The organism is Candidatus Zixiibacteriota bacterium (assembly GCA_018820315.1).
In the GTDB taxonomy this organism is placed as follows: Bacteria; Zixibacteria; MSB-5A5; order JAABVY01; family JAHJOQ01; genus JAHJOQ01.
The window spans coordinates 1-22870 of record JAHJOQ010000152.1 but is presented as its reverse complement, the minus strand read 5'-3'; the positions used below and the strand labels follow the sequence as shown (position 1 = coordinate 22870).

Genomic DNA, 22870 nt, shown 5'->3' with positions numbered 1-22870 from the left:
GCTTCAATCCTGCCGGAAGTGCTTTCCGATCGCATCTGATACTCGATCCCAGATATCGCGGTGCTCTTTTGCATTCTGCTGGCGGTCTGTCCTGACCTCAATAATCGAACTCTTGCCGCCTGCAAACGAGTCCTGACACAAACTTATGAACTCAGCCGTGCTCCGAGCGCGGGAATAATGAATATCGAACAACGACGAGGCGTGTTGAACATCGACACCGTGCGGCGTTCCAAAAAACGTCTCGAAACGCTCTGTTTGATCCGCAATCGGCAGCAGGGAGAAAATCCCGCCGCCATTATTGTTGATCAGTACTATCGTCATTGGATACTGAGATTGCCTTACAAGAAACAGCGAATTCAAATCGTGCAGGAACGCAAGATCACCGATCAGAAGGACTGTCCGACGCTCGAGACCCTGCGCGAATCCAACTGCCGATGCAATGTTCCCATCGATCCCGCTCGCGCCACGATTCACTCCCACGCTGATCGATCGAGAGGTTTTGAAACCGCAGCCATCAGCATCGCGCACCGGCATACTGTTTGCCAGAAATAGACCACAATCACTTGGAATTAGCTTGAGCAACTCGCGCGCAACTGCAAACTCATTGGTGATGCTGCTCGCTGCATGCAGGGAATTAAGCTCATCGGTGCAGATTGAATCGAGCTGCTTGAACAGTGGCAGCAGTTCCGATTCTCCACTCGCATCATATCCGCGCAAACCGCGACAGAAGCTGCCCGGATCCATCTCGATTCTCACAGAGACACAGTGTCCGGCGTCTTGTCTGAAAGGTGTCTCATTTACAACGATATATCTCGCGCCGGAGTTTTCGACATACTTCGCGAGAGTCCTGGAGACAATTGGTCCTCCCAGATGGAGGATCAGATCGGGGCGCAGCCGGCTGGAGATTCGTGAGTCTCTGAGAATCAGATCATACGTGCTGATCAAGTTATCTGAGACTTCTCGCGAAAATCTCAGTCCCGATGACACGCACGCCAGAAGCGGCATTTTCAAGTCTTTCGAAAGCACGCTGGTGATCGCACTATCTTGCTCAGCACCGAGACAGCCAGCCACGATTATGCCGCGCCGGGACTCAGCTATCATATTGCTGATATTGTCCCACATGTCCACGGTCGGTTCTATGCGGGGTTGAGCATATTCTGTGTACGGAGCAACGTCATTCTCCCATCCGGTGATTTTGGACCGATACATGGTGGGAATAGAATCATCCTGTTCGGGAGTCAGCGGCTCTGCAAATTGGCAATTGAGATGAACCGGTCCAGCCGGAGCTCTCCTCGCTCTATAGGCGGCTTGATCGACGGTCGTCAAGATAAAATCTGCGGACACGGCTGCAGACGGTTTCGGAAGATCGACGCTCCACCGGGAGTATCTCCCATATATGTCGACCTGATCTATCGTCTGATTCGCGCCGGTGTCGCGAAGTTCGATGGGCCTGTCGGCTGTGAGCACTATGAGCGGAGTTGTTGACTGCGATGCCTCGATGATTGCCGGAAAGTAATTCGCAACTGCAGTGCCGGACGTGCATATCAATGCCACAGGTTTTCCGCAGGCCTTTGCATAGCCAATGGCATAAAATGCAGCGCCTCGCTCATCTACGTGAATAGTCGAATCCACTCCCGGATTCTCTGCGGCGGCGAGCACGAGAGGTGTGTTCCGGTAGCCGGGTGATATGCAAAATCTTGTCACGCCGCAACGCACCAATTCCTCAATAATGAGGCTGGACCAGAGATACGTGATGTTAGGTGCAATCAAACCAGGACTCCACCGAGCAGTTTCAACGCCGGTGCTGTTTTATGTTCGAGTTCCATCCATTCGGAGCGTGCTTCCGATCCATCAACTATGCCGGCTCCGGCAAACAACGATAGATTCTTTTTAGCAATCAGAGCGGAGCGTATTGCTACCGTCATCTCGGCAAAGTCCTTGCCGATGATGCCGACAGGGGCGGCATACCACCCGCGATCAAATGGCTCGTACTCTCTTATGATCTCCAAAGCCGCGTCGCAAGGAACACCACCGACTGCCGGGGTCGGATGCATTCGAGATACGATATCACCGATAGAAATATCCGAACGAATCGTTCCTGATAGCTTCGCATAGATGTGCATCACATTGCTCAACTTCATAAGCGACAGGTCATCCCTGTCGACCTTGCTTGAGCAGAGAGCATCCATCTTGGTGGTGATGTCATCCAGGACAAATCGGTGTTCGCGAAGATTCTTATCGTCTGCAAGAAGGTCGCGTCCGGTCGATCCATTCTCCTCATCGGTCTCGCCTCTGACCGCCGTACCGGATAGCGCCTCTGTTTCGATCCTGCCTTTATGCAGTCTGAAGAGCCTTTCCGGTGAGGCACCGACAAATGCGTGGCCTCGCTGCGGCTCCAACATAAATCCGAAACAGCTTCGATTCGATGACAGTAACTCATCGAGGAATGTACACGGATCGACCGCTTCGGTGAACCTAAAGTCCGTGCGCCTTGCCGCGACGATTTTGTCGACCCGGCCTCTCTTGATCAGATCGAGATATGCATCAACGGTCGGTGTCCAGCCTGATTGATCTGGAGTATCGATGCGCGCGATAACTGCGTGATCCACGGCTCCAAACGCCTCGGTTCGCAAGCTCAGTCGAGTTACCGAAGATTCGAGGCGTGACAAAACCTTATCAATGGCTGAGTCAACTCTGACAGTGGCCGCGAAACAAGCGAAGTAGTCGCTGTCATTGCGATGAATCGAAACCTCAGGCAGTGTGAACCGGGCATCATGGAAACCATTCCATTCACTGCCTCGCCGGGAATTTGCATCGAATCTGCATCCACCGAGAAAGATGACAGAGTCGTCATCACACAGACTGGTGATTCTCTCTGCGAGGTCGAAGCACTCTTTCATAGAGCTTTCAATATCGGCCGATTCAATCTTCAGAGCACTTCCGTAACCAGCAATCTCAGTCTTTCCATCTCTGGATGACCAGTAGAATCTTGGAGATTGGCCACAAGAATGCAGCCAATGGAGTAGTTTGACCTCGTCGATTCTCACACAGAGCGTCAGTGGCAATTCGCTGATATCGCCGGTGAGCTCATTCTGAAGATTGTGGAATCGATGTTCCAACTCTTCTCTGGACACAATGTCGTTGATTGAAGAATTTGACCTACCAGAGACAGGCACAGTTCACCCCGCAACTCATTTGTGAGAAATGTGGAGATCATCCAGACGTTGGAGCAACTTCTCAAACCGGTCAAAAGAAAGTGCCTGATCGCGATCTGAAAGAGCAGAGTCCGGTTCAGGATGAATCTCGACCATAATGCCGTCTGCTCCGGATGCTACAGCGGCCACGGCGAGAGGAATTACAATATCTCGATGGCCGGCGGCGTGTGACGGATCGGCGATCACAGGATAGTCGGAAAGCTGCTTCGCAAGATGTATCGCTGCAATGTCGAGTGTATTTCTCGTTCTCGGTTCGAAAGTACGGATACCTCGTTCGCAGAGTATGATCGAATTGTTTCCACCCCTGCTTATATATTCTGCGGCTTTCAGCCATTCGTCAACTGTCGCAGCCATTCCCCGCTTGAGAAGCACCGGCTTATCTATAGACCCGAGCGCCGTGAGAAGCGTGTAGTTGAACATATTCCGTGACCCGATTTGAATGATGTCCGCGTGCTCCACGAGCGTGTCGATTTGTGAGCGGTCCATCACTTCGGATACTACTTTCAATCCGGCTGCTTTCGCAGCGGTTGAGATAATCCGCAGTCCCGGCATTCCCATGCCCTGAAACGAATCGGGTGATGTTCTGGGCTTGTATGCCCCGCCACGGATATATCGCAAACCTTTGCTTCTTATGAACGACGCAATCGACGCAAGCTGCTCTTCCGATTCGACCGAGCATGGCCCCGCTATCAGACTGATGCGACTTCTGTCTTTGAAATCAGAGTAGATATTGTCCAGCGGCTCTTTTGTGACAGTCAGACGCCTGCGTCCCCCATAGACCTCCGCGAGCTTCTCGCCGATGCCGTTCTGCACAGACCCGAGAATCCTCACGACCGATCGGTCATGGTCTATCAGTTCGAAGTCGACGTCATGCTGCCGCAAGACTCCCAGGAAGTCTGTCTTCACAGGATCTGTTTTCTCGAAACTGTATATCATCCCTTCACCCCTACATAGAGAATGACGGTTCCAAACGTCATCGGTCTCATTTGCACATCACCGAAGCCTGCTTCGAGCATCATTCTGCAGAACTTCTCCCCGTAGGAAAAAGTTTCGACAGTCTTGTCGAGATAGTTGTACGCTTGGTAGTCGCCTGAGATCAATCCACCGAGACGCGGTAGAATCTTCCTGAAATAGACCAGATATATCGCCCTGAGAAACCTGTTCTGCGGCAGCGAAAACTCGAGTACCGCTAACCTGCCGCGCGGCTTAAGAACTCTGCAAAGCTCGGAGAGCGCCCTGGGAGGATCGACCATGTTCCTGATGCCGAATGAAATCATCGAGAAATCGACGGAGTTATCCCTGACCGGCAGGCTCATGCCGTCGCCCCGAGTGAGAGATATCTTATTCGAAAGGCCACTCCTGTCCACCTTGTGAGACCCAAGCGCTAGCATTCTGTCAGCCATGTCGATGCCGAGGCCAAGCCTGATATCGCGATTATATTTGAATGCAGTCAAAATCAGATCACAGGTGCCGCATGCAAGATCGAGGACTGTCTCATGAGCATACCGCTTCATCAGCAGAGCGACCTTCCTGCGCCAGAGAAAATCCTGCCCAAATGAGAGGAGATGATTCAGAAAGTCGTAGCGGGCGGAAATCCGGTCGAACATGATATGTGAATCGACCCGGGATGGAGTATCTTCCCTCCGGTTCACCGAATAATCCGTCGACTCTGGAATAGCGTGCTCCAATGGTTTCATACTGCGACCTGACCTACGCTGCTATCCGCTCACACCAGCGTGATCGAACCGAGCCCCAAGCTAGTTATTATATACAAGAACCAGATAACCCGCAAGAAGTTTGAGCGGGAGGCACGGCTACTTATCAGGGCGCGGAGAGGCAGCGAAGCGACTATTCAAGTACAAGCTCCTCAAGCTCCCAGCTGCCATACAGATACTGAGATCCGCCATCAGTAAACCTGTAGTATTCGGTCTTCACCCAACCGGTCTTGGGGGCGATGAAGTAGTGGTCGATCCGGGTGCCAGAATTACGCACCCAGCGAAAGAGATGACACTTGTACGTACCGCTTGGAACTGTTACGCTCGTATCTACCGAAACTGCGGTCACCGTGGCGGACAGACCAATGCCCGACTGCCATGATTGACCGGCGGTAGCTGGATACATGGCATACATTGAAGGATCCTGCAGGTCAAGAGTGTCCTGGAAACCGTATCTGATCCAGAGTCCGTCATCGCGGTTAGCTAGCAGGCTCCTTGCACCGGCTATGGCAAACCACCTTGCGTCGGCAATCGTCGTGTCTTGATTGATAAAAAAGGTCTGATAGAAGTTCACCACTTCTGCACCGGTAGAGTCGTACTCTATCTGCGTTCCTCCCCAGGTGTTGCCGAGCGCTAACGGCGCAATCACATTCGGAATCGGGTCGCCGCCATTTGGACCTTTGTCGCTGCTGCATCCAGCGGCGACAATTACAGCAAATACTACTGTTGAGAATGCTAGATTTCTCATGAGATTGCCTCTCTGATAGTCCGCGCCTGCATCCATAAACTGCCGGATTATCCCATAAACGGATATCTGTAATCGGTCGGTGGTACAAAAGTCTCTTTTATTGTCATCGGCGACGCCCACCGAATCATATTGAGGAAACTTCCCGCTTTATCGTTCGTTCCCGATGCCCGCGCGCCTCCGAACGGCTGCTGCCCTACGACTGCTCCGGTCGGCTTGTCATTGATATAGAAATTCCCGGCAGCATTGCGCAGGATCTTGATTGCCTCCTCGATAGGAGCTCTCTCTCTCGAGAAAATCGCGCCAGTCAGAGCGTAGGGCGAAGTCTCATCACAGATATGCAGTGTTTCGGTGAACTTGGCATCATCATAGACGTACAGGGTCAGCACCGGCCCGAAAATCTCCTCTTCCATCAGCTTGAAATGAGGATCTTTCGCGAGAACAACTGTCGGTTCGATGAAATGCCCCTTGGAATCATCGTATTTCCCCCCACAGAGAACCTCACAGTCGCTCGATCCGTTGGCGTAGTCGACGTATTCGACGATGCTGTCGTATGCCGACTTATCGATTATTGCGTTGAAGAAATTCTTGAAATCTGTCGGATCACCCATCTTTAGACTGCCGACCTGGGATAGGAGACTGTCCTTCAGAGCCGGCCAGATCGATTTCGGAATATAAGCGCGTGAAGCTGCCGAGCATTTCTGCCCCTGATATTCAAATGCGCCACGCACCAGCGCTGTGACGGTTTGACTGATATCCGCGGAATTGTGAACAAACACGAAATCCTTGCCGCCGGTTTCGCCGACGATTCTCGGATAAGACTTGTAGTTTGCGATATTCGCGCCGACTGTCTTCCACATTGACTGAAACACGCCCGTGCTGCCGGTGAAATGAATGCCACCGAGATCGGGATTCTCAAGAACGAGTTTGCCAATGTCAGCGCCCCGCGCGGTGACCATGTTAATCACACCATTCGGAAGACCCGCTTCTTTGAATATCTGCATGATAATGTATGCAGTATACACCACCGAAGATGCCGGTTTCCAGACTGTAGTATTTCCCATGATTGCCGGCGCGGAGGGAAGATTTCCGGCAATCGACACGAAATTGAATGGCGTCACCGCGAATACGAATCCTTCGAGCGGCCTGTAGTCGAGACGATTCCACATGGTCGGAGAGCTGTCCGGTTGCTGGTCATAAATCATCTGCATGTAGTAAGCGTTGAACCTGAAGAAATCGACAAGCTCGCAGACGCAGTCGATTTCGGCCTGAAATGCATTCTTCGAGTGAGTCAGCATGGTCGCTGCATTCATGATATACCGATACGGTCCCGCCAGCAGGTCTGCGGCTTTCAGGAATACCGAAGCACGCTCCCACGCAGGCATCGCAGACCACATCTGTTTGGCGTCCATAGCAGCTTTGACTGCTGCGGCAACCTGCTCCGCTCCCCCCTGATAATTCTGACCGAGCACTAAGCTATGATCGTGTGGGGCAGTGATCTTAATAGGAATGCCGACTCTTATCTCTTCGCCGTTTATCACCATCGGAATGTCGGCTTTTTGAGATTTCAACTTCTCTATCGCATCCTCGAGTTTCTTTCTCTCGGGAGAGCCGGGCGCATAACTATGAATCGGCTCATTTTTCGGGTATGGAATTCTGAAATTACCCACTCTGACCTCCGTTATTTATCAAGCAAACCGAATATACGATACAAAACACTGAGCCTATTTATATCAAATGCCGCGGACTGTCAAGTGATACGTGAAAATCGACGTGGTGAAGAGATAAGTGACAATCAGACATAGAGTAAAGCAAATCTCTCCAAGACGCCTGCTGGCGATTACAAATGGCAGGAGCGGGGGTACTCCTGCTCTATGGCTTATTACGGAAAGCAGGTATCAAGATTCAGCCCTAATGAACCAATCCGATGCAACATCCTCGACTATGCTGGTGATTTCTCTATCCACTTCAGCGAGAGCTTTTCGTTCTATGAGCGCGTCGATCGTGCGGTGTAGAAGCACCATCTTGTCACGAACCGGAATCAGCGCGGGGTAGTACTCATTGTTGAAGAAGATCCTGAACCGTTTCCGCATATTTTCGTCAGCAAGCATTTCAGTGATAGTACTCATCAGTTCTGATCCTCTGAGATCCTCGATCATCTCTTTGGGAGAAACCATCTTCTCAATCGAACAATCGATGCCCTTGAGACATTTGAATGTCATCGACCACAGCTCCATTACGCCAAGTGAATTTACGATGAAAACATTCACGTGAGCGAGGTCTTTATCCCGATCGCACGTCACGCCTTTCATGTCGGGATAGAAGTAGTTGTCGGATATGGCTCCGAATGCCGCAATTCCACCCGCGAACGGATCTTCCATTATATCCTTTACCGTAAAGTACGGCTTGTGCTCGAATCGCCCGTCCTGAATCTGTATAAACTCATCCTCGGTGTAGTGGAATCGCTCGGCCCAGAGTTTCTCCGGAGTCATATTCGGTTTAGTAAGCGACGACTGACTGGTCAGCATGCCTATGGCCTGGCCGCCGCGCCAAATCAATGGCAACACCCCAACGGCCCATTCGGCTGAACCGCCGATTTCCCCTATCATAGAATGGAGGCCTCTGCCGTTCGGAAACTTGAGGCCGTCCAGCCCGAGAAGAATCGATGGAAATAGATCGCCATCTTGATCAAACGGTGTCGCGACACCATTTGCGTTCAGATCATCCATTGCCGGATGATGGCGCTTACGGTTGAGGAAAAACGCCGATAGTTTGTCGATGCCGGACATGCCATAGGCTTTTGCAATCACTTCAGCAGCATCGATCACACTCGCTTCGCGAGGATCAAACTCTTCGAAGTAAGCACCGGACATCCAGCGTTGCACATAAATATCGGGCAGATGCCGCTTGACACCTGATTCACTGATGAAAAGCGTGGTCATGCTCGAATGCTGGCCCGCAACCGACTTGCCTGTTCCCTCAACGACATCATTCCCCATTGTCAACAGAGTGACTGATTCCGGCATCTTCAGCCCGTACGTGGATCTGTGCTCTTTCTTGCCAAAAAGAGCGCCGACAGCTATCGTAGGATTGCCACCTGCCTCTTTACCCGGCTTAACCCGCACACCCTCGGTGATGGTCGACTCGATCACGACCTCTTCGCCGACGGGAAGAGACTCGGTCGTTGTCTGAAGCACTTCAGCCATTATCTGTGCCGCAGTCCTGTCATTCGCACGTTTGAGTTCGTTTTTCTTATCGTTGGTCTGCTCCGCTTCTGGGACATTCTTCCAGCTTCCAAACCCATGAAGCCCGACAGCCATTGCCGACAAAGCCGCAGACAGCTTCACAGCTTCCCGAAGCTGACGGTTGCGTAGCGCTCCCAGGTTCGATCTGTTGTTGATTCTACCATCTATCGTCGTGACAGCATTCCCGACCAACTCGAGGGAATATTTCGAGAGAACAGAATGATGCCTCTGATTAAACTCCATAATGTTCTCATGAGTATACTGGCGGACTTCCTTGCCTCCCTGATACGAAAGCCTTTGGTCGCCTATATTGAATCTGAGATCATCGCTCATCTCTCACCTCAATTGCTGTGCGGATTCAGGGCAGTTCCCTTTCCCTGTTATGGGCAATTGAATGCAGTAACTGCCTGATCGAGAATAAACAATCCTGCCAGACATTTCAAGAGCTTTTCTTGCCTGACCAAGGAATAAATGCCGCCAATCCACTCCCGGGGGTGGGTACGCCCCGCACGTTGTCATGCTTCTGGCGCTGCTGCCAATGGATTCCCGCCTTCGGGCTTGTTGATAAAGTCCCGATGCTGTGAAGCAGCGTCATCGCGAGGAGCGAAGCGACGTGGCGATCTCCAACCCTGCGCTGTCAGGAATCCCTTCCTGACAGTTGAAGAGATCGGGCAGGATAGGATTCCTGACAGCGCGGAAGTTCGTTGTGAGAAGCCGAGACTGAAAGGATTCTCTCAGAGATGACGATTGCAGGGCTTGTTGAAAAACCCCAAACGCCGTCAATTGCGAGCGAAGCGGAGCGGTCATGCCTACTCTCCGGCATTCCGTGGGGGACAGATGTCGACATCAGCCATCGGGAAACGCTTCAGACGGTCATAGATCACGCCGAATCGGATGATCGCGTCGATTCGCTGGTGGTGCCGATTGGCAAGGGGTTGCTGGTTTGCAGGAAGATATGAAGATGGAGAGGCCGAGCCACCTGCTCCGCTATGAGATGTTGCTCTACCTTCCTCTAAGCTTCCCCCTCGCCAGCGAAGCGAAAATACCTGCGAAACAGAGTGCTGAGAAGATCACGAATGCTGCCCGGACACTGCTTAGGAATACATCGTGGTTTGATGGTGTGATCGGGACCCGTCCGATATACACCGCAAACAGTAACGTCGCAATGCCCATCGAGAACATCTGTCCCAGAAGGCGCATCGTGCCGGCAGTCCCCGATGCCACGCCGTAGTACTTGCGTTCGACTGAACCCATAATTGCGTTCATATTCGGTGACGAAAAAAGCCCGAACCCGAGACCGAGTATCATTAGGGCGGTGATGATAAACCCAAGCGAAGTTGAACTGCCGATTGGGATTAGCAACACAAGGCCGACCGTGACGAGCGCCATGCCAATCGACGCCACCACTCTCGGCTCGATCCTGTCAGAAAGCCGCCCGGCAAACACAGATGTCACAGCCATCACAATCGGTCGCGAAACCAGTATGATTCCAGCGCTCTCAGCTCCGAAGCCCTTGATATATTGAAGATATAGACTGAGCAGGAACGTGACCGCGTATGTTGCGGCGTAGTTCACGAGTGCCGCAAGATTTGAAAGAGCGAATACGCTGTTCTTTCTGAACAGATTCATATTGAATACAGGACTTTCGACACGCAGCTCCCACCACACAAACAGGAGCACAGCCGCGATTCCAGCGGCAATGAACCAGAAACCGGGAAGATTTGGCAGCAATGAGAAGCCGTACATGATGAGAACAAGAGAGATGCAGTAGATGAACGATCCGAAAAGGTCGAACCTCTCTCCTTTCGCCTCCGCCCACTCACCTCTCAACCGCCAGAGAACTATCAGGACAATCAGAATCCCGACGGGTACGTTCACATAGAATACACTCCGCCAACCGAGGTGTTCGGTCAGCAGTCCCCCGAAAAACGGCCCTGCGGATAAGCCGAAATAGACTGCTGCTACGTTTATGCCGAGCACCTGCCCTCTCTCGTCCGCCGGAAAGACAGATGTCAGGATTGCTATACCGGTTCCGAAGATCATCGCGCTGCCAATTCCCTGCAGGACTCGGAACACAATCAGCATTGTGACAGAGGTCGATAACCCGCACGCCAGCGAAAAAAGCGTGTACGCCAAGATACCAATAGTGAATATTTTCTTGCGACCGTAAATGTCCGCCATTCTCCCAAACGGAACCAGGAACATCGCTGCGGTAAGCAGGAATGACGTTGCCACCCAGCTCAGCAGGACAGCATCTATAGCGAAATACTCACCAATCTGCGGAAGGGCGATGTTAATCGATGCCGCCATAAATGGCGTCAGAAGCGATGTCAGAGTGAAAACCAGAAGCGCGGATTTCTTTGCGGGGCTATCGAAGATGCTCATACTGTCGCTCTCAAGTGTTGAGTCGAAATATCAAAGCTGCGTTGCGATAGATCAAGCAAAAACTGACGCATCCAAATCACTCGGTATATTTCTGAAGAATCGCCGTCCGGGCAAATGGATCAAACGAGAGCACGAACTGACCTTCAAGAGCGAGCGGTCCGATCATGATATGATCATAAACACCGGTAATCTTGTTGTGGAATCTCATTGGCCAGATCCACGCCGAGGGTCGATAAAACGAAAACTCCCCGACCTGAGCCTGAACTTCTGCCGTTCCGACAATGTGTTCTTTGCCGTCAGTGTCGGTAATAATCCTCTCCGAATATTGCAGCCCCATGAAGTCGGCAAATTCACGCCTCAGGCTGATGTCCTGGGCACCGGTCTCGATGAGCGCCATGCCTACAGCACTGCTGTTAATCATAACCGGCACATACGGGCGGTCGTAGCCATAACATGGGAGTCGTGTGATCGACGATCTCGGCACAGTCGCCATATCCGATTCGAACCTCTCCTTGGATCTCAAAATGAGCTCATTCCTGGCTAAGTCTATCGTTACGACATGGTCACGAATCCAGAAAGGATTGAGATTCGCGTCATAGTAGTGCTCTGAAGGCTTCCTGAAAAAGAGTCCGACAAGATTTCGAAACTTGACATTGCCGATCACGATGCTGTCGGTTACGATATTCTGACTCGCCGTGCCGCGATTGTCAAGGCCTGTCCTCGATGATGTGAAGCCACCCGACAGAGAGATCAGCTTCCTCCGTAGATCATTGCTGTGAATAGTCCAGGCAGCCGCGTTGCCGGTATCGAGCAACACGAGGTAATCCTTGCCATCGATTGTCAGCACCAGGCATTTGTGTGATGACCCCTCTTCGAAATCGACAAGGGGCAGGACGACTTTGTCAGAATCGGTTTCTATGCTAAACATATCGCGCCCTATCAACTGGCTGTGCATCTCCGATGTCTTGCGACAGTTTCCGGCTTCTGCCCTATCACCAAGACTGTCGAATCGCTCCGCCCGGTCTTTGTAGATAATACTCGATGACTCAGCAAAAAGACAGGCTCTGTATATCTCAGATGCGGTCCATGTGCAGAAGGTCGTCGATTCAAGATCCGGGCGCCTGGCGATTGCCTCCGAGAGACAGCTGTCCGCATCCTCGCAATCGCCGGTATGGAGTGACAGCATCGCATGCTCGTGGAGAGCTTTGAAGTTGTCCGGATTCATCCTGAGCGCCCATTTGATGAATTCTTGCGCCTTTGTAAAGCGCCCGACGGAATGATATACTATCGCTGCAGCAGTGTAGATTGTGTCATTACGTGGGAAAAGATCTACGATGCCATCTATTTGAGCAAGAGCTTGGTGGCCATGTCCGGAACGAGCCCGGCTCTCCAGAAGAACAAGTCTATCGTTAAGAACCAGGCTATCGGTCGGTTTCTCTTCAAGGAGTGCGATTACACTGTCATAGTCCATCTCATAATAGAGCCGGTCAATTTCATCGGCAGCTATCCCCGATGTACCCGCCAGAACAGATAGCATGAACGCAAACAGAATGAAAATCGATGTTCTCAACATAGTACTCCGATCAATATCGCCAGACAATGTAGCACAAGTAGCCCTGATTTCAAAGCCCCGGCTGACACGATTTTCGAATTCCCCGATAAATAGTCTACACACCGAAAGATGCATGCAACGAAATTGACACTCGGGCAGTTCTCATATATATTGCAGCCAGCAAAGGAGAAAGCAATGGGTCAGACTATAGCAGAGAAGATATTTTCTAATAAGTCGGGACGCAAGGTTGTACCGGGAGAAATCGTGGAGATTGCACCCGACATTGCCATGTCTCACGACAATACCGCGGACATCTCGAACACGTTCTACAAAATAGGCGTCGACGAAGTCGCCCGGCCAGACATCCATGTGATCGTGCTCGATCACTGCTCCCCCCCCGCGACCGAAAAATATGCAGAGAATCACAGGACCGTTCGCGAGTTTGTGGAGAAGCAGGGAATCAAGAACTTCTTCGATGTCAATCGTGGCATTTGCCATCAGGTGTTAATTGAGGAGGGATTCATAACGCCCGGAAGCGTGGTGGTGGGATCGGACTCGCACACTACACACTACGGATGCCTCGGTGCATTCGGTGCCGGAATCGGCAGATCGGAGATGGCGGTTGTGATGGCCACCGGTCAGTTGTGGCTGCGCTGCCCGGAGACAATCAAAATGACTTTCGACGGTAGCCTTCAGGAGGGTATCACAACAAAAGACCTGACCCTTCACATCATCGGCACGATCGGTGCTGACGGCGCGCTGTACAAATGCGTCGAGTTCCACGGAGAGACTATCAAAGATATGTCGTTCGACTCACGCATGGTATTCTCGAATATGTCGGTCGAGATGGGAGCCAAGGCCGGTATCATCCCGCCAGATCAGAAGACAGCGGACTATCTCAAAGGTCGCGCAAGACGTGAATACGAGAATGTCTTACCCGACGCCGACGCCGAATACGAGCAGGAATTGCATTTCGATCTTAATAAACTCGAACCGCAGGTGGCATGCCCGCACACGGTTGACAATGTCAAACCTGTAAGTGAAGTCGCGGGCACGAAGATCAACATGGCATTCCTTGGAACGTGCTGTAACGCGCGGCTCGAAGATCTTCACGTAGCGGCGGCGATGGTCAAGGGTAAGAAAATCGCGAAAGGCGTTCGTTTCCAGGTGACGCCAGCGTCGCAACAGGTGTATCTGGATGCAGTGAAAGACGGCACGGTCGAGACACTCATGGAATCCGGTGCGTATATCACTAATTCGAATTGCGGCCCCTGCCTCGGCGCGCATATGGGCGTACCTGCTCCCGATGAAGTTGTCATTTCGACTGCGAACCGCAATTTCAAGGGGCGTATGGGATCGAAGAAGGCGTACGTCTACCTCGCGTCTCCGGCGACAGTCGCGGCAGCGGCGCTTGCGGGTGAGATAATCGATTTCAGGAAGGTGTGAGCAACGGTCATCACTGTCAACAGCGGAACAGTCACCGCGCACACTTGATAGGTGAGAACATGAAACGCCGGAGCAATCCTCCGGCGTCTTCTTATCGATCAATTCGAATCGTCATGCGCGAATAATCGCTAATGGCAAGGATATGGACCGTGCAAAAAGATATACGCAATCAGATATACGACATCGTCAATGTCGACGGAGTCTGAGCAATCGCAATCGGCTATCATCATCGGACCGGGAATAATCCCGCCAGTAAATATCAACTCGATCACCTTCACTGCGTCGTCTATATCCAGATATCCGGAAGCATCGGCATCACCGTGCAGAACGACTTCATCGTCCGGGAGAATCCACTGCCTCGTGTCCCCGGAGTACTTGCCGATCAGATTGACACTGCCAGCGCCTTCAAAGGCAAAAGCGTCTCCGTACACACCGTCCGCAGAGAATAGATGCCGCGATGTATCGACAGGAGCTCCATACGGCTCCAGGAATGGAGTCAGCGCCACGGAGACCTCTAGTACTTCTCCATCAAATCCCGGGTAGTCGGACAGTACTCCAACGATTTCGGCAAGTTCGCCATTCACTGTCAACAATGCCACATCGTTAGCAGTATACGGAGGGCTGAAGTTGCCGACGTACGCAGAAGCATACATGGGATCATAAGCAAACATGTAATACATATAGTACACAGCATTGGCGAATTCCGCCTTGGCGGGTCCATTGATGATAGTGATCTGAACCGGCACGATTTCTATCGAGCTCATACCACTGTGTGATATTACAATGTCTGCCTCGTGTGTACCGTTGTACAGGCCGGAAGTATGCCATGCCACTGCAAGTGGGGTGGTTTCGCCCGGCATCACCGTTCCGGATGGTGGAGTCAGGGTGAGCCAGCTCTCACTCGGATCAGCCTGGCTGATTACAAAAGACCCAGCAACATCATGCGGATCACCGCCATAGTCGTCGCCAGATATCGTGAAGTCGAAAGAGACATCGCCATCAAGCGAATCGGCGAAGGTGAGATTCATCGTAGCTACCGCGACTTCGGTAGCATAGATGTTGCCGTATCCGCCATTGTAGTCAAACCATGTAACGGTGACCTCTTCTCCAGTCGAGCCGTCATACTGCAGATAGTGACCCGGAGCTTCCTGCACGACGAAGTCGGTCGAAGAGTTCACTATCACTCCCGCCGGAAATGTAATGGTGACCTCATCGAGCCATTCCGCATCCTGGCTGTCGTTGGCGAGTACGAATTCAACATCCATCGTTGTCCCGGGTAAGTACTTGTCGTTAGTCATCACATATGCGCCGTCGATTTCGGGCGGAACCGTCGGACCATACTCCACAGATACAGAGTACTCAATTGAAGAACCGCCTTCATTGCCCAAAGTCAGCACATCAGAACCATTCTCACCTTCATCAACGGTGCCAAAATCAAACTCTGATGGATCTACTGTCAGGTTACCCGGCGGAATAGGAACATCCAGATACAGGTCGAAGTCAGGGATACAGTTGGGGCTTGGCCAAGTGTCAACCATGATATAGTATGTTCCTGTGCTGAGAAATACCGGTGGAATCTCATACGGACTACCACTGCTTCCGGCAGTTGCAAACGCTATGCAGTCGGCCGGATCTGGAGGACAGTTATCATCCAGCACAAAACCAGTATAGTTAGTACCTTTGGGATCCAGCGAGACCAGAACGGTGGATGGTATCGAAACCTGCAACTCATACAGAACATCCTCGCCACCATCGTAATACCCGAGACACGTACTGCTATAAGCATTGGTCATCCCACAAGTCGTCTGATTCGGATCGACATACGGCAGATCATCCGGTAGCAGAACCTCTATAGGTGCATCGCAGTCGAATCCCCAGCCAGGCGGAGCTATCTCAGTGATGCAAAAGTCAAAGCTCGGTATGCAATCGGGCGCAGGCCATGTATCGATCATAACATAGTATACGCCAGCGTCGAGAAACTGAGCATCCATGAACATTGGAGAACCGGAACTGTTGGTCGTCATCGCCAGGCAGTTCACCGGATCGGGCGGACATGCGTCATCCAGCAGCATGCCACTCCAAGGAGTGCCGTTGGGATCGAGGTTGAAGTCTACCATAATCGGATAGTCAACGGTGATTTCATAGATGATGTCTTCACCGCCATCGTATGATCCGAGACAAGTTTCATCATAGTAGTTCAACCTGCCGCATGTAGTGTTCAAGTAATGATCGTAGAGATCGGCAGGCAGAGAAACCAGGATAGGCTCCGAGCAATCATCCCCCGGTTCTCCCGGTTGTGGTTCCACAATCAGTAAGACAGGTGCAGTCTGTGGACTGTTCGATGCTCCCGGGTCAGTGACAGTTACGGTGGCATTGTAAACTCCGTCTGGAAGACCGCTGGTTGCAACCGATAGCGTGGAAATGCCATCACCGATTCCGGAAACAGGATCAAGCGTGAGCCAGTCTGCATCATCCGATACCGACCAATTCAGTTCGCCCATCCAACCGTTAAGGATCGACATTTCCTGCGGAGGCGGATCCAGGCTGCCTGAAGATATATAAAACTGGAATGATGACGGAGTGAGCATGATAAGAGGCAAATTGTCCTGAACATGCAAGGCTACACCGGCTGTCTGCGGGCTGTTCGGTGCCTCCGGATCAGAGATTGTCACAGTCGCGCTGTAGTCTCCATCTGCAAGCCCAAAGATGTCGACAAACAGCGTGCAGGTACCGTTGCCGACTCCCGACTCAGGACTTAGCGCAAGCCAATCAGCATCATCGGATGCCAACCAGTTCAATTCTCCCTTCGCGCCGTTGTAAATCGATAGAATCTGCCCGATAGGGTTCTCACCCCCCTCTATTGCTTCAAACAGGAAGCTCGTGGGATCGAGTGCAATGATTGCCGGCACATCCACCATGTTCAGAGTCACCGTTGCATATTGCGGGCTATTGGCTGCTTCGGGATCTGAGACCATCACCGTCGCAGTGTATTGACCCACTGGGAGGCCGGTTATGTCAACAGCTAGCGTGCAGGGGCTGTCACCGACACCGTCTGATGGGAATAACGTCAGCCAATCAGCATCGTCAGACGCCGTCCATTGGAGCGTTCCGTTGCCGGAGTTACTGATCTGCATCATCTGAGGAAACGGATCAACGCCATCAGGTTCGGCAGTAAATTCGAATACATCAGGTGTCAGATTAATCTCCGGAATCACTGGTATTCCGAGATTATTCTCAACGATGATCGTCTCTGATGCGAATTGCGGAGCATAGCCGACCAAGAATGTCCGCCTGCCGGGCGAGAATTTGAAGGAACCTGCCGGCGGATAGAACGCCGAGTCGACAACAATCTCAAACGACTCCAGAAGATCATATGCATTTATTACTTTCACATACAGATCACCGAGCTTGGTTGGCATGGAGGGCTGCAGCATGTAACCATAAAATCCCAGCCCGCCCATCAGAAAACCATTGAAGCCCAGGTGCTGCGATCCGTATTCCGGCTGCAGACACGATCTAGCATAGCCGAAGATATCCCACTCTAATGCTGCATCGAAAATGAATGTATCAACCACAATTAGCGAGTCATAAAGACTGATTCCACTCCCGCCATCGATAAGCAACTCGAAACCAAGTGACAAAGCACCTATGTTCTGGTCACTGAATCCCCAGAGCTCGATTGAGAATACCGAATCGGCATCGGAGTTTATCGTCCACGTGGCTGGATTCGGCTCAAACCGTGCAGAGTCGGGGATGCCGGTATCCTGTCCGGTAGCCGGAGATACACCTCCAAGAAAGACGAGAATCATTACGGCAAGTATTGCGGAGGATTTCATGATATCCTTCCTTTCGATATGCGATCATAAATGGTCAGAAATGGATGTATACATTAAGTTATAACGAACATAGGCGAGTATGTCAAGTTGTTATCGCGCCCGCTTTTGTCGATGCTGCGATGCGACCCATATACCAAACAAAATGAGCCTGCGGTTACGCAGGCTCATGATATCGGAATCAGACTATTGTCCGACTACGACACACACGGCAACTCCCCGCCGAGAAATACATACTCGGCAAGGTGTATAATATCGTCGATATCAACAGAGTGCGAGCAGTCGTAGTCTGCCTTTACTATCGATCCCGGCAGCGGTCTTCCGAGGAAAACATATCCGACAGTCATGATTATATCATCAATGTCGATGCCGCCTGACTGATCTATATCGCCCGGCAAGGCAGTGAAATTATCTGGGACAATGTACTGCTTCGGATTTCTCGAATAATGGCCAATTATGTCAAGCGTGCCAATAGTACTGAACGGAATACTATCATCATAGATACCTTCGACAGTGAATTCACTTGCCGCGGTATCGAGCACCGGTCCGTAAGTATCGAGGAAAGTTCCGATTGCAATTGTCACGGCAAGCACCGGATCGACGAAGTCTGGATGAGTGGTTATAATCGTTGACCGCGCTTCAACCGTGCCATTCACCAAAATGCTGGTCCCGACAACATCCTCCGGAACATGTTCCGAGAAGTTGCCGATGAAAACAGTCGCCATGATTGAGTCGATAGCAAATTTGTAATAGATGTATGCCGGATCGGGATCGAAGACTGCCGCCAGATCTGACGAAACTTCAGCAACATTCAATGTCACTGCAGCTGTCTGCGGATTGTTCGTGGCCTCAGGATCGGATACCGTTACTGTCGCAAGGTATGTTCCGGCCGAATCGAGTGACGATATATCGACCACGAATTCAACAATGCCGTCACCCGAACCAGAAGTCGGGGCTAGCGTGAGCCAGTCGACATCATCCGATGTTGTCCAGTTCAGCGTCCTTCCACCACCATTCGTGATGAAGAGGCTGTCAACGTCAACGACGGTTTCTCCAAGCACTCCCTCGAAGGAGAATGATGTTGGATCGAGTACAATCACCGGAGGAGGCTCGAGTACTGTCAGCATAACCGGCACTTTTACCGGATTATTTGTTGCCGAAGGATCGCTGACCGTGACGGTATCTTCATAAGTCGCGGCCGATAAACCTGTAATGTCTACAGACAGCATAGTCGAATCAGTATCCACTCCGGATGTCGGATTCAGAGACAGCCAGCTTTCGGCGTTCGGCACCGACCAGTTGAGAGTCCCGTCTCCGATATTACTGACATTGAGAACCTGCATGAGTGGATTCGACCCGCCTTCGACCGCTTCGAAATCAAACGATGCGGGGTCGACGCCTATCGTCGGATTAGTCGGCACCTGGCACAGATTGTTCACGACGTGAATAGTCGTGCCCACGAACTGTGGAGGATATCCGCTGCCCACGTCAGGTGAATACTTGAATGTCCCGGCGGGCGGGAAGAACATCGAGTCGATAACAATGTCAAACTCACACGACGCGTTTTCAGGATCAAGCATCGTCACAGTCAAATCCCCAAGCTTGGTAAGCGTATTAGGTGGAAAGAGCGGGGTGAAGAGATTCACCATTCCAATCAGTGCGCCATTGTAATTATTGTGGAGTGCGGCAGGAAAACTCGTGCCGTCAATATGGCTGAATGAAAAAACCGGGATATTCGGGGCAATCGACAGAACCCAGTCCTTGAGCACAATTAGAGAGTCATCATGCCCGGTTCCCCCTCCGGTGCTGGTGGCCATCACGAATGGCAGAGACGTGGCTTTGATATTCTGATCGGACCATCCCCAAAGAGCCAGCGTGAAGAGAGTATCGGCATCGGTGTCAATTGTCCACGTGCCGGATGATGGGACGAAGCGCAGTGTATCCTTGATTCCGGTATCCTGTGCTGACAGCGGCATCGCAATTATCAGAAGAGCTGCGAGTAAAACGACAATTGTCGATAAGAACTTCACAAATCCCTACCTTTCTATTAACAGCGTATTGTAATCAAGCCCATGAAGTATATATCAACATATAGTATACTGCTTTTCTCAATGTTGTCAAGCATGTATTCGAGCGGAGAAGATGCAATTGTTCAAGGACTTAAGGGTCTTTCTTGCGCCGTCAGGATTCCCTTCTGACGGCCCTTCGGGATTGTAACCGGGCGACTCCGGCAGGATACGGGTGTCCTGCCCGAGTACCGAACGCTAGATGTCGCAGCAGCGTATTACTCTCAGAATAGTGACGGCAACCCCTTGACTGCCACGACCAAAGCAACTCCCGACATGATCAGACTCAGCGACAAGCTGTGCATCCTGACACCCTTCTCGGTATAGATGTCCGGCAGCCTCCAGGGATTGCACCAGAACTTGAAGTTGTACCAGGGAATTGATCGAACCAGTTCTGACTTGTGTTTCCGCGACATCATACCCAGCACCATACCTGATATCATCATGACGAGTGCAATGGATAGCAGAACTATCTTCATAACACCTCCTGATTAGTACAGTCCAAAGTGTGTTACATGAATTAGCCAACAGTGGATGTGTTTGTCAAGTAAAAAGTAGACTTGCTGTCCTAATATCGGCGGAAGATATCATAATTCGCCATGGACAAATGTCGCCTGGATGATAGACATATTCCTGGATTAGTAGCGCAGAAGCTCGACGAAGATAATCACGGATCACTGTCAAATTCTTACAAAAAAAAGGAGCCTGCGCATTAACGCAGGCTCCACTGATCTATCTAATAAAAGATATTATCAGTATTCACACGGTGCAGGTCCACCAATGAAGATGTACGCAATCATGTAGACCACGTCATCAATATCGGTGTCGTGCGAGCAGTCGCAATCCCCGATGGTCATCGGTCCAGGCATGATACCACCCTGGAAAATAACCGAAATCAGGAATGTGACATCGTCGATGTCAAGATAACCTGACACATCAACGTCGCCGTGCAGGACAACTTCATCCTGAGGAACGATCCAGTTCTTGCCACCACTGATAGAGCTCTTACCGTACACGTCGACATGGCCACCGCCACTGAAGGCCGCGGCATCGTCGAATGTACCGGTGATCGAGAACGGTACTGTCACCAGGTCAAGCGGAGCACCGAGGCCTTCCAGGAAGTCGGCAACCGGGAATGAGAACTCGGCCACGTCGCCTGAGAAGCCAGCCATACTCGGATGAGTCTGGACGAAAGTACCGGCTACGCCGTTAATGTCGACAGACGCGACATTGGCGGCAGAGTAGCCAGGATTAAAGTTACCCACGAATATCGAACCGACGTACGGAGTGTAAGCAAACTGATAGTAGATGTACATCGGGTCCGGACCCATAGCAGCCTTCAGGTCGCCGCCGGTTACGGTCATAGTGACCGGAACGACAGCAGAACCCTTGTTGACGCCATCATGTGAAATGACGATGTCGGCTTCATAAGTCTCGTTGTACAGGCCAGTTGCATCCCAGCCCACGGTAACATCCTGAGGCGCTAAGCCAGTGCCAGGAATAGTACCGGAAGTCGGGGACACAGACAGCCAACCCGCTGCCGGATCGACCTGATTCATAACCAGCACACCAGAAACATCGTGCGGGTCTCCGCCCCAATCGTCGCCGGAAATAGTGTACGGCATGGTGATCGGGCCTGCAAGACCTGCATCAAAAGTGATGTTGATTGTGGCTTCGGCCGTTTCGGTCGAATAGATGTTACCATAGCCACCGTTGTGATCGAACCAGACTGTGGTCTGATTGTCACCAACAGTGCCATCCCACTGCAAGTAGTGCGTCGCGTTAGTCACAACGACAAAGTTTGTCGCTGAGTTAACGAACACTCCCGGTGGGAATGTAATGGTAGCTTCATCGAGCCACTCAGCATCAGAACTGGCATTCTGAAGTGTGAAGACGACGTCCATTGTCGCGCCTGGCGAGTAATCGCCACCGGCGGAAATGTACGCACCTTCGATTTCCGGAGCACTCGGAGCATGATATACTACGGAGGCGTCCCAGTTAAGGTCCATCTCGCCAATGTTGTCAAGCGTCAGTGTGCCTGAACCATTGTCGCCTGCGTTGACCGTACCGAAATCGAACGATGCCGGTGTGTAGGTCAACTCACCCGGATCCATACCACCTTCGATGAAGAGGTCGAAGTCCGCAATACACTGCGGGCTCGGCCAGGTGTCGATCATGATGTAGTAGGTACCCGGATCAAGCAACAGGTCTTCAATCACTTTCAGAGTAGTTCCGCTGGAACCAGTCACGAGAGCAATACAGTCCAGATCCGGCGGGCAGGCATCATCGATAGCAATGCCTGTGTAGGTCGTGCCCTTCGGATCCATCGTGATTGTCACCACTGTCGCGACGGTAACTTGCACTTCGTAGAAGATGTCGTCGCCACCATCGTAGTAACCGAGACAGGTTGCATCAGCAAACTCGCCTCTGCCACAAGTGTAGTTGGCGATGTCGGCATACGGCAGGTCAGTCGGGATCTTGACTTCAACCGGACCGGTGCAGTCGTCGCCAGGTGTCGGCCCCGCGGCTGCGGTGATCGTGAGGTCGAATGTCGGGATACAATCCGGTGACGGCCATGTGTCGATCATTATGTAGTACGTTCCGGGCTCCAGGTGGACGCCGTTCAGAATCAGCGGGCTGCTGCCTGACGTGGTGGTCTCATAGAGAC

At 51.7% G+C, this 22870-nt stretch carries 15 protein-coding genes; 2 read left to right on the top strand and 13 right to left on the bottom strand.

The annotated features are described in order from the left end of the window. Positions 1–3: 3 nt before the first annotated feature. From menD to KKH67_14680, 7 genes are all read right to left on the bottom strand, one after another. The gene (menD, locus tag KKH67_14710; protein MBU1320432.1) at positions 4–1770 is read right to left on the bottom strand and encodes a 2-succinyl-5-enolpyruvyl-6-hydroxy-3-cyclohexene-1-carboxylic-acid synthase; all 1767 of its coding nucleotides are present in this window, start codon (positions 1768–1770) and stop codon (positions 4–6) included. Continuing rightward, complete coding sequence (locus KKH67_14705) at positions 1767–3119, bottom strand: isochorismate synthase (GenBank protein MBU1320431.1); 1353 nt, start codon at positions 3117–3119, stop codon at positions 1767–1769. The genes menD and KKH67_14705 overlap by 4 nt, the downstream gene beginning before the upstream one ends. Before the next feature lie 72 nt (positions 3120–3191). Then, positions 3192–4151 carry a 3-deoxy-7-phosphoheptulonate synthase gene (gene aroF / locus KKH67_14700; protein MBU1320430.1) on the bottom strand — a complete coding sequence of 320 codons (960 nt, stop codon included), beginning with the start codon at positions 4149–4151 and terminating at the stop codon, positions 3192–3194. Next, a complete protein-coding gene (ubiE, locus tag KKH67_14695) occupies positions 4148–4867 on the bottom strand; it encodes a bifunctional demethylmenaquinone methyltransferase/2-methoxy-6-polyprenyl-1,4-benzoquinol methylase UbiE (GenBank protein ID MBU1320429.1) in 720 nt (239 codons plus the stop codon). Before ubiE ends, aroF begins: the two co-directional genes overlap by 4 nt. 196 nt (positions 4868–5063) lie before the next feature. Continuing rightward, positions 5064–5678: a hypothetical protein gene (locus KKH67_14690; GenBank protein ID MBU1320428.1), complete on the bottom strand. Its 615-nt coding sequence runs from the start codon at positions 5676–5678 to the stop codon at positions 5064–5066. A gap of 47 nt (positions 5679–5725) precedes the next feature. Next, positions 5726–7360 carry an L-glutamate gamma-semialdehyde dehydrogenase gene (gene pruA / locus KKH67_14685; protein MBU1320427.1) on the bottom strand — a complete coding sequence of 545 codons (1635 nt, stop codon included), beginning with the start codon at positions 7358–7360 and terminating at the stop codon, positions 5726–5728. A 213-nt stretch (positions 7361–7573) separates the two neighbouring features. Beyond that, complete coding sequence (locus KKH67_14680) at positions 7574–9253, bottom strand: fructose-bisphosphatase class II (protein MBU1320426.1); 1680 nt, start codon at positions 9251–9253, stop codon at positions 7574–7576. A gap of 407 nt (positions 9254–9660) precedes the next feature. Between KKH67_14680 and KKH67_14675 the strand changes: the two genes are divergently transcribed. Beyond that, on the top strand, positions 9661–9879 hold the full coding sequence (locus KKH67_14675) for a hypothetical protein (GenBank protein MBU1320425.1): 219 nt from the start codon (positions 9661–9663) through the stop codon (positions 9877–9879). A gap of 43 nt (positions 9880–9922) precedes the next feature. Here the strand turns inward: KKH67_14675 and KKH67_14670 are convergent, their stop codons facing one another. Both KKH67_14670 and KKH67_14665 read right to left on the bottom strand, forming a co-directional pair. Next, positions 9923–11305, bottom strand: coding sequence for an MFS transporter (locus KKH67_14670; protein ID MBU1320424.1), 1383 nt, complete (start codon positions 11303–11305; stop codon positions 9923–9925). A 76-nt stretch (positions 11306–11381) separates the two neighbouring features. After that, a complete protein-coding gene (locus KKH67_14665) occupies positions 11382–12878 on the bottom strand; it encodes a hypothetical protein (GenBank protein MBU1320423.1) in 1497 nt (498 codons plus the stop codon). 174 nt (positions 12879–13052) lie between these two features. Between KKH67_14665 and KKH67_14660 the strand changes: the two genes are divergently transcribed. Continuing rightward, positions 13053–14303: a 3-isopropylmalate dehydratase large subunit gene (locus KKH67_14660; protein ID MBU1320422.1), complete on the top strand. Its 1251-nt coding sequence runs from the start codon at positions 13053–13055 to the stop codon at positions 14301–14303. Positions 14304–14431: 128 nt separating this feature from the next. Here the strand turns inward: KKH67_14660 and KKH67_14655 are convergent, their stop codons facing one another. The 4 genes from KKH67_14655 to KKH67_14640 form a co-directional block, all read right to left on the bottom strand. After that, positions 14432–18139, bottom strand: coding sequence for a hypothetical protein (locus KKH67_14655; GenBank protein ID MBU1320421.1), 3708 nt, complete (start codon positions 18137–18139; stop codon positions 14432–14434). Positions 18140–18333: 194 nt separating this feature from the next. Next, a complete protein-coding gene (locus KKH67_14650) occupies positions 18334–20166 on the bottom strand; it encodes a hypothetical protein (GenBank protein ID MBU1320420.1) in 1833 nt (610 codons plus the stop codon). A gap of 260 nt (positions 20167–20426) precedes the next feature. Next, the gene (locus tag KKH67_14645) at positions 20427–20681 is read right to left on the bottom strand and encodes a hypothetical protein (protein ID MBU1320419.1); all 255 of its coding nucleotides are present in this window, start codon (positions 20679–20681) and stop codon (positions 20427–20429) included. A 273-nt stretch (positions 20682–20954) separates the two neighbouring features. Continuing rightward, positions 20955–22870, bottom strand: a 1916-nt coding sequence (locus KKH67_14640) for a hypothetical protein (protein ID MBU1320418.1), incomplete at its 5' end; no start/stop codon positions are given.